Annotated in this window: 7 protein-coding genes and 1 pseudogene; 2 read left to right on the top strand and 6 right to left on the bottom strand. The window is 44.6% G+C overall.

Annotation, left to right across the window (positions count from 1 at the left end):
- Window positions 1-68 (top strand): annotated as a pseudogene (locus ACTIE0_RS20900) (zinc ribbon domain-containing protein); the annotation flags it as partial.
- A gap of 459 nt (window positions 69-527) precedes the next feature.
- On the opposite strand, the gene ACTIE0_RS20895 reads toward ACTIE0_RS20900, so the two are convergent.
- From ACTIE0_RS20895 to ACTIE0_RS20875, 5 genes are all read right to left on the bottom strand, one after another.
- The gene (locus tag ACTIE0_RS20895) at window positions 528-1,901 is read right to left on the bottom strand and encodes an AAA family ATPase (RefSeq protein WP_006668772.1); all 1,374 of its coding nucleotides are present in this window, start codon (window positions 1,899-1,901) and stop codon (window positions 528-530) included.
- Entirely contained in the window at window positions 1,858-1,980 is a 123-nt protein-coding gene (locus tag ACTIE0_RS20890) for a hypothetical protein (protein WP_006668773.1), read from the bottom strand. Before ACTIE0_RS20890 ends, ACTIE0_RS20895 begins: the two co-directional genes overlap by 44 nt.
- A gap of 142 nt (window positions 1,981-2,122) precedes the next feature.
- Complete coding sequence (locus ACTIE0_RS20885; protein ID WP_006668774.1) at window positions 2,123-2,368, bottom strand: DUF2281 domain-containing protein; 246 nt, start codon at window positions 2,366-2,368, stop codon at window positions 2,123-2,125.
- A gap of 60 nt (window positions 2,369-2,428) precedes the next feature.
- A complete protein-coding gene (locus ACTIE0_RS20880) occupies window positions 2,429-5,986 on the bottom strand; it encodes a DNA methyltransferase (protein WP_439516969.1) in 3,558 nt (1,185 codons plus the stop codon).
- Window positions 5,987-6,028: 42 nt separating this feature from the next.
- Window positions 6,029-6,901 carry an Rpn family recombination-promoting nuclease/putative transposase gene (locus tag ACTIE0_RS20875; RefSeq protein WP_006625072.1) on the bottom strand — a complete coding sequence of 291 codons (873 nt, stop codon included), beginning with the start codon at window positions 6,899-6,901 and terminating at the stop codon, window positions 6,029-6,031.
- Window positions 6,902-7,054: 153 nt separating this feature from the next.
- Here ACTIE0_RS20875 and ACTIE0_RS20870 point away from each other — a divergent pair, with 153 nt between their 5' ends.
- Window positions 7,055-7,309: a XisI protein gene (locus ACTIE0_RS20870; protein ID WP_228116600.1), complete on the top strand. Its 255-nt coding sequence runs from the start codon at window positions 7,055-7,057 to the stop codon at window positions 7,307-7,309.
- Window positions 7,310-7,472: 163 nt separating this feature from the next.
- On the opposite strand, the gene ACTIE0_RS20865 is transcribed toward ACTIE0_RS20870, so the two are convergent.
- On the bottom strand, window positions 7,473-8,936 hold the full coding sequence (locus ACTIE0_RS20865) for a Fic family protein (protein ID WP_006625075.1): 1,464 nt from the start codon (window positions 8,934-8,936) through the stop codon (window positions 7,473-7,475).
- Between the last annotated feature and the right edge of the window lie 271 nt (window positions 8,937-9,207).

Below are 9,207 nucleotides of genomic sequence, written 5' to 3'. Positions count from 1 at the left end.
CTGTTACCTTAACGGGTAATAGTGCTATCGTTGCATTGTCCGGGAACAACCGGAAAAATGCCGCGTAAATGTATCAGATACTACGATAGATGAGCTATTGAGATTTGATAGCTCGAATAGGTTGATGGTTACTATCATCGGAGATTTGACTGAGGTTGGCAGTGATAAAAGTCCGGCTACTCTGTGAATTTGCAAAGGCGATCGCATGATAGCCATAACAACCTAAATGCGATCGTTACTCTGGGTTAGTTGTGATTGTGATCACATCGGCTCAGTCCCTATGTGGTGGGGGTTTGGTGTTGGGTTGCACCCAACCTACGGTTGATGTTGATGTTGATGTTGGGTTGCACCTAACCTACGGTTGATGTTGGGTTGCACCTAACCTACGGTTGATGTTGGGTTGCACCTAACCTACGGTTGATGTTGGGTTGCACCCAACCTACGGTTGATGTTGGGTTGCACCCAACCTACGGTTGATGTGAGGATTTTTCTTTTTCCATGCTGTCAAATTAGGTGGCTCGGAGCCTTTATGAATCTTTCGCATGACGTGATTTTTGTTTATTGATCAGGAGTTTGGCTTTCATCAATTCTAAATGATTGGCGTGCAATTTCTCAGTTAATTGTGAAAGCAATTGTTCAGCCTCGGTTAGGTTGGCGTTTTGTATGGCATCTAGCAGATTGTTCAGTTCAGTATCAATGGTCTCATTACGGATACTGGTATCCATGACATCTAGTAAAACCGTATTAGCATCTTGCCCATACTGGGAAGGCAATTGTTGCAATTCACCATTGTTTAAGGTGTAAACCAAGATATTTTGACAGTCGCTGATGATAAGAGGTGAATGGGTTGTTAGCACAAATTGACAGTTAGGAAAAGTGTCGATGAGGCGATCGCAAAAACTACGCTGCCACGAGGGATGTAAATGCAAATCGACTTCATCAATCAAAACGATACCATCACCTTTTAAAGGATTTTCTAGGGCGGGGTTCAGCATAGCTAGACGGCGAGCAATATCACCAACTAGAGCCATCAGAGATTTTTCGCCTTGTGAAAGTTGGGCGACATTTAGGGTTTCACCGTTTTTGTCGATCGCCATATAGAGACGAGGTTTGCGACGGACTCTCAGGTTGTCCATATCCGGCATAAATCGGCTAATGGCGGTGCGAACTGCCGTTAATTGCCTATCTTTAGCGGAGGCATTTAGTTGCTGCAATTGCTCCCATACCGTTGAATCGGTTTGTAAGAGAGGTATGATTTCGTTCCAAAAGTCTTGAGGAATTGCTGATTCATTCTCAGTATCTTCTCTTTCTCTAAACCATTCAAAAAAACGGCGAAAGTCTACACCCTGATTTAAGGCGTTATCGTAGCCATCTAATTGCTTAAAGCTGTGCTTAGTCCTAATTTTTAGGGGCATATCCAGCACGACGCGCTCCACCGGATAAAAGGCAATTAGAGGTAGGCTTGTTTGGTCATTATCGCTGAGATCATCACGATAAATATTAGCCAAACGAGTGCAGTCGTTTAGGTTACTATTATAGGGGGATTTTCGCCCTTTTTGGGCTTTGGCTAAAGTCCATTTAAACTGATGATTAATATTGCTGATGTCGGCATTTTCTGAGGGATGATTATTATCATAAACCTCGATTTCAATGCTGGCAAAATTAGCGGAATTAAGTATAGAATTTTCTGGGATAGGGTTGCCACTGCCTTTTTCCGTGCGTAAACGAGCAGTGAACCAGCTAAGAGAGGTGGCTAAAGCGGTGAGAATGGAGGATTTACCCGCGCCATTTTTGCCCACGAATACGGTGATATTGCTGGGGTTTTGCTGGGTGGGTGCTAAGGAAATTTCCAGATTTTTAAATAGCCCAAAATTTGTGAGGATGACCCGTTGGATTTCCATCGCGATCGCCTTCAAACTCACCCCTATTATTATCTCCACATTGTCGCACAAAGTCAAGTCTTTGCTGTTTGTTAATCATACTGTTTCCTATGAACCAGGCAACAGTAGGGGCGCGGGGGTACAAGCGACGGCCCACGGCGACTACGGGGGAATCTCGCCTACATACTACGGTTGATGTTGGGTTGCACCCAACCTACCTTTGATGTTGGGTTGCACCCAACCTACCTTTGATGTTGGGTTGCACCCAACCTACGGTTGATGTTGGGTTGCACTTGCAGTTCATCATCACTGGGGGCGGGTTCGGGACGTTTGGCGATGCCTCGGAGTCCAGTCAGAGTGCCAGAGGGAATAGGATGAATGGAGGTGAGTTGTTTTTGCTGGAGAAATTCGGCGAAGTCCTGGACTTCTGGGATTTGGTTTTCTGGAAGGGTTTGAATCAGTTGATTGAGTTTTTCGGCGGCTGTCATAGTTTTTAGGCAGTCAGTTGGTTGGATTGGGTTGGATTTGTTATATTATCCCCGATCGCTTTATGACTTGGTTTTCCGTTTGGCAGACTTTTGGGCTGGGGTGGGTTGGCTGGTCATTTTTGTATATAAATCAAACAGTTTTTCCAGGCGTTCGGTGTCGTTTTTGAAGCGACGACCGATGTAAATTCGCTCGATAATTTCATCGTTGCGATCGTGCGCTTCCCGCACTAGGGGGAATTCAATATCCATCCGTTTGGGGTCGTACATATCGGCAATTGTCGCGGGGAAATAATGTTCTCTCGCTAATAGGATATCTTCGGCGCAACGGTTGAGGTCAGCCTTGTTTTGTTCCGTGAGAGTTGGGACTGGAAAGGTGTTATAGCAAGTAGAAGATGTGTATCTAATCCTATCTTCAAGTTTTCCAGATACAGCCCTTACCCAAGATAAGTGTAACGTCGAGGAAATGATTGCAAGAATGTAAAGACTTGGCTCTTGAATTATGCTGGCAGCGTTGTTGATTACATAGCTTTCATCCAAGTATCCAGCAGTAATATAATCGCGCCTTTCGGAAAAAACTGTTGGGACAATAATTTGATGTGAATTACGCTTATTAATCCAAGCAAATTTATGTGGACGAGAAATTGCTGTCTGTGCTCTCGTCCCAGAATTTTCACGATATTTTCTAACTTGATCGACTCGCTTGTATATTTCTGCATTTTCCAGAGCCTCACTTAGGTTCTCATCTTCAATCCACAGACACCATCGCAGGTTTCCTTTGATGAATTCTCCAGAACCTAAATATGGAAGGATATATTTTGCGAATCTTCCACTATTAGCTTTAATTATTTCGTCTCTTTGGTTTCGATTAAGTATTAAATGTCCACCGTCTAATGCACCACTTCCATCAGTAATTACAGAATCAAGACCGACAGGGACTTTTGTGCTTTCCACAAAGACACTTTGCGCGTTAAGAAGATAAGCATTGATATTTTCAACAGTTCTTAAGCTGACTACACTATCCTTATCAATCTCATAAAGTTTACGGTTTTTAATTGGAGGATTGCAGAAACCAACTATAACAACAGAAACTCCTGCATTATGACTCGCTAGGTTAGCCCATTTAAAAGACGTATGAGCAAAAGAAATTTCTTGACCACTTTCATAAATGAGTGGCCATAGAATAGAAGCTTGTACTCCTTGACAAATTGAATTGGTTGCCACAAACGCGCTTGCTGTCGGTGTAACCTTGCTATACTCTGATGCTTTTATGAACCAACCACAAACATAATCAAGAGGCTTCCATATTTTTATTTTAGAAGCAAATAATAAACCTATATCTTCTGTTTGTTCTTTCGTGCGCCAATTACTCCCTTTGTAAGGCGGATTCCCACAAATATAAGTTTCTCCGCCCTCATTTTGAAAATCAATCTCCGCCTCGTCTTGGGTTTCCCCCCACAAATCCAAATCTTGACGCTGCACCTTTACCCCCGTTCCCGTGGGCGGACAAAGACTCAACCAATCCAAGCGCAAGGCATTCCCACAGGTAATCCAATTATCATTTTTCAGGGGCAAAAAATCGGCCAACGCCAACATCTGCCCGCGATGCAACACATCACACTGATACTCAGCAATAATCAAGGCTAACCGGGCAATTTCTGCGGCAAAATGGCGAATTTCTATGCCCCGAAAATTGGTCAAGGGAATCTGAGAAGGGCGCTCCGGTTCCCCCCGCCGACGGTTAATTTCCGCCTCAATTTTCCGCATTTCCTTATAAGCAATGACGAGAAAATTCCCGGACCCACAAGCGGGGTCAAAGACGCGAATTTTGGCGAGGCGTTGGCGCAAATTCAACAACTTGCGGCGATTCTCCCCAGCGGCATCCAACTGCGATCGCAAATCATCCAAAAACAAGGGATTAAGCACCTTGAGGATATTGGGAACACTGGTATAGTGCATCCCCAAAGCGCCGCGCTCCTCCTCATCAGCCACCGCCTGAATCATCGAGCCAAAAATATCGGGGTTGATTTTTTTCCAGTCCAAATTCCCGACATGGAGCAAATAAGACCGGGCAATTTTGTTAAAACGGGGAACGCCCTCACCCCCAGCCCCTCTCCCAGAGGAGGAGAGGGGAGTAAGAGTTTCTTGTCCCCCTTCTCCCGGTTTGGGAGAAGGGGTTAGGGGATGAGGGCCAAACGCTTGACGGATAACAGCTAATGCCTCATCTAAATTCGTTTCAACTAACTCACTAGATAAGCGAATTACCCTCAAGCCTAATGACTCCAGCAATTCCTGTCGTTGTTGGTCTGCCTCTTGCTGCGATTTATGAATACCCCCATCGACTTCCACAATTAGCCGTTCTGCACCACAGAAGAAATCAACAATGAAGACTCCAATCGGCTGTTGTCGTCTAAATTTCCGTCCTTCTAGTTTGCGTCCACGCAGGCCTTGCCAAAGGATATGTTCACTGGGAGTGGGTTCTTTGCGAAATTGACGGGCAACTTCAGTCATTTTCTTTTTCAGGGCAGGGGGAACTTCCCAGTATTTGCCCTCACCCCCAGCCCCTCTCCCAGAGGAGGAGAGGGGAGTAAGAGTTTCTTGTCCCCCTTCTCCCGGTTTGGGAGAAGGGGTTAGGGGATGAGAGAAATTCATCTCGCCCTCACCCCCAGCCCCTCTCCCAGAGGAGGAGAGGGGAGTAAGAGTTTCTTGTCCCCCTTCTCCCGGTTGGACAGAAGGGGTTAGGGGATGAGAGAAATTCAGAGCGCCCTCACCCCCAGCCCCTCTCCCAGAGGAGGAGAGGGGAGTAAGAGTTTCTTGTCCCCCTTCTCCCGGTTTGGGAGAAGGGGTTAGGGGATGAGGGCCAAATAGCCCCCCATTCACATAAGGAAACACATTCGCCCAATTGCGAATCCCAGCCGCTTCTCGCTGGTTGTGGGGGGTCGCCATCGCCCGAAATAGCTCCGATAGCACCTCATCGGTATTGGCAGCATCGGCCGCACTCATCTGGGCGATCGCATTTGTAAATAACTTCTCACTGTGGAAAATGTTGGTATCTTCGGCAAAAAAGCAGAAAATCAGCCGCGCCATGAAATGGTTAAACTTCTCGCGACCTTCGGCTTTATCCCAGTCTGGATTCAGCTTGAGTAACTCCACATACAGCCGATTGAGGCGACCTGTTGCTTTGATATCAAAGGCATTCTCGCGGATTTGCCGCACGGTGGTAATCCCCGCCAAAGGCAGGAAAAAGCCGAAATGGTCGGAAAAGTCCGGGTAATCACAGGCGACAGTCTCCCCATCGACCAAACTTTCCGCCTCAAAACTTTTGCCGTCCGTGGCGAGAATAAACTTGACTTTGTAGCGAGTGGTGGCGGGACTCTCGCGCAAGGCTGTTAAGGTGGCGGTGACTTCCCCCTCTGGGCAGACTTTTAAATGGATATTGTGGCGCTGAAGTACCCCACCGGGTAAGTCCGATTGATTGGTGCTGTGGCGATCGCTTTTCAGGCGCTTGATGGTGGTCGCCTTATTCCCAAAGGCTTCCAGGAAGCTATAGGGGAAGGCTTCGGGGTCAAAAGGTGCTTCCGCGAGTTGGGAAACTGCTTCCTCGATTTCAACAGCATTCATGGTCACAAATCCAAAAGACTGGGGGTTCTTTCTCAACTTTAGCTAATCACTAGACCTCTCTTCCCGTAAAGTGGCAATTTCCTCTAAACTTAATCCAGTAGCTTGGGCGATCGTCTCATCATTCAGTTGACCCAATAAATTGCGAGCCGTCTCACGTTTGGCTTCTTCTCGCCCTTCTTCTCGCCCTTGTTGTCGCCCTTGTTGTAGTCCCAATGCGATCGCGCCTTGTTGGTCATAAATAAACATTTCCCGCCGCTCTAACTCTTCCAATTCCTCTAGGGTTAATCCAGCTTGATTAGCAATTTCAAAGGCTTGATTGAGTTCGGGGATATCATCCATATTTTCAGGAATAGAAGAGAGCGATCGGGCATACTTCATAAAATAAATCCATTTATCCGTCAGGGTTTCCAGTTCGTTGAGTTCTTTGGTAAACTTCGGCAATTCCACAAAGACTAACTCCATCCCATTATCTGGGTAGTACCAGCCCTCAGACTTCTCGCGATAGACAAACCGGGAAATCAATTGATTTTGTCCGGGGAACATATCAAAGTCGGTCAAGGTTAAAGCAATCACAGGTTTTAGGTCTCGATATGCTTGTCGTCTCCGTTCCAGTTGAAACGCATAAGTTTTCGCCGCATTAAATAAAACCCGCTTCCCAGAAAACTGCACATTCAAAACCTGAATTTGAATAATCACCAATGTGCCGTCATTCAAGCGCGCTTTAACATCGAGATAGGTATCTTTTAACCCTTCCAGTTGCGGGGGCAAATTCGGCTTAATGATTTCCAAGTATTCAATAGTGGAATTTCCCTCATAGACCAAACCATTGAGAAAACTGATTAAGATGTTCTTGCTTTGTGGCGAACCAAAGATTTTTTTAAAAGCGTAGCCGGTTTTGGGGTTAATAAATATCATAGCCAGCCTACCCAACTCAGGTTCATGTTTGGGAACTAATTATAGCATAACTTGTGTATTTTGGAGTTCCCCCTGTGTCTAATTCCTGGGGAGTTTCCATTTGTGCAAGAATTGTTGATTGAATATGCCCAAAGTAAGCCAGCATATTAGGAGATTGAGGTTGAGACTATTTTTGATACCCAACGAAATCATTATCAAATTGTCCATTTTGGTTGGCACCATCAGCGATGGATTCATCAGGGTGTCATCCATTTAGATATCCGCCATGAGAAAATTTGGATTTTTTGCAATTCAACGGAGCATGATGTGGCGGAAGATTTAGTCAACTTGGGTGTCCCCAAGCAAGATATTGTGCTAGGATTTTACCCGCCTTTTATGCGAGAAATGAGCGATTATGCAGTAGGCTAAAAGTAGAGCAACCAGGGCAACATTGATTGCATCAGGAGTGCATGGGTTCATTTTCATAATTGGCGGGAGGGGCAATAATCGGGTTTTTCTAAGTTATCAGACTATAACTTAGCCAATTTGTTTGCATTTTGTTCTATCCAGGAAGGGGTTATTTAAAATAATTTTAAATGCTTTTGTTCCAATACTCTAACCCAGTGAAAATCACATTTTCTAGCCACTGATGGAAACGGGGAACTAAATTTTCTTGCTCATCAGCATAGGAAAATTGAAATGGAGAATCAGTTAAAGGCTGAAGATCGCTAATAGTTGGTTCTCCTTCTTCACCATGATCTCGATGATAAGCACAGGCGCTACAAATTAGTAACCCCCGGTGTTCATGTCCGAGAACATGAAAAGAAAGAAGAACTGTTATAGATGCTTCTATATTAATTACCAATTGAATCCAAGTATGATAGTTCCGCAGGTTGGCAAAATATCCTAATTGTTTGGCAGTTTCAACCACTTGATAGCGATGATAATAATATCGAGAGTCGCCCACTGGGGCTGCAATTGTAAAAACGGCGGCATCAGTTAATATATTCTGAACAGATAGTTTAATGTCCTCGGCAATTTCTTGGAATCGCTGAGAAGCAATATCAAATAAGATGGTAGCGAAACTTTCGGCTTTTTGACATTTATCCTGGACTGAAGCCAACTGATTTTGTTTCAATTTATCAGCAATAGCCGAGACAATAACTTGAGTCCTTCTAGTCTCTGATAAAACTTGTTCTGACAAACCAAGACTTCTTAAAAATGCTTGCTTTTGACTCTTAGCAAAAAGATTAATTAAACTCGATAAATCACCGCTATCTGCCTGTTCCAAAGCGGCAATATAAACGGAGCGATCGTCCCGGGTTATCACTAAAGGAAACCAACTCGCTTGGATGCAAACTAAACTGGCTAAACAACGAGCAACCCGACCATTTCCATCTTGAAAAGGGTGGATTTGGGTAAATCGATGATGCAACCAAGCCGCCTCAATTTCTGGGGGAACTTTTTGTTCTTGATGTTGATGATGTAAGGTGATTAATAGATCCATTTCCGATGCTACTTGTTCCGGCGGACAATACTCGTGAATTGTGCCATCTGGTCGGAGGGGGTTATTGGGTTGACGTTTCCAGTCGCCTTTAATTAAGGGAACCCTAAAGATTTTTCCCTGTGGGTTTAAGGCTTCTGTGCTTTCCTGACTCTGGGTTAAAACTTGATGTAACTCCTTGATATAAGAAGTAGATAGATTTCTTTGACCCCCAACAAAATTAAATAATCCCTCAATGGCAGCCTCTTGATCTTTAATGAGCGAAACGACCTGTTTAACTGGAATATCTGTAGAGCCGTGAGGGATTAATGCTTCATTAATTCCCTGTTCAATTAACAAACGAGTGATGCCGCGATCTATGGTGTATAAACGCTCAATAATTCCGGTTTCAATGGCGATTTCCCGCCGCAGCTTTTCGCTAAAGGTTTGAAACTCTCCCGATTGACGCAGGCGATCGGCTTGCTCGTTCCAAACGGTGACTAAAGGTGGCAGTTCACTACTAGCTAAATCTTGCCAGTTGGATGGCAAATCTTCAATGGGTTTCCACAACATAAATTTTATGGCTATTGATTGCTAAAATATGTTATCATACTCTCATATGTGCGAGACGTTTAGGAGTCAAATAAGGCTGCAATGCCTGAAATAACCTCCTAGAGGGAAAATTAGACCTTCAACCAGTCTAACCCCTTAACTGTATATATGTCCCAACGCTTAGAGTATAGACTAAGCAAGGCAGGGAACTCAAGGTCAATCCCATTTAAGAAATCACAAGAATACCGTCCAAGTATACTTAGGAGGAGTACTTCAACCCACTTGGGGTGAT

It is taken from the genome of Limnospira sp., from assembly GCF_051859755.1.
GTDB classification, from domain to species: domain Bacteria; phylum Cyanobacteriota; class Cyanobacteriia; order Cyanobacteriales; family Microcoleaceae; genus Limnospira; species Limnospira fusiformis.
Note: the sequence above shows the minus strand (reverse complement) of the source record. Positions and strands in the feature narration are given on the sequence as shown.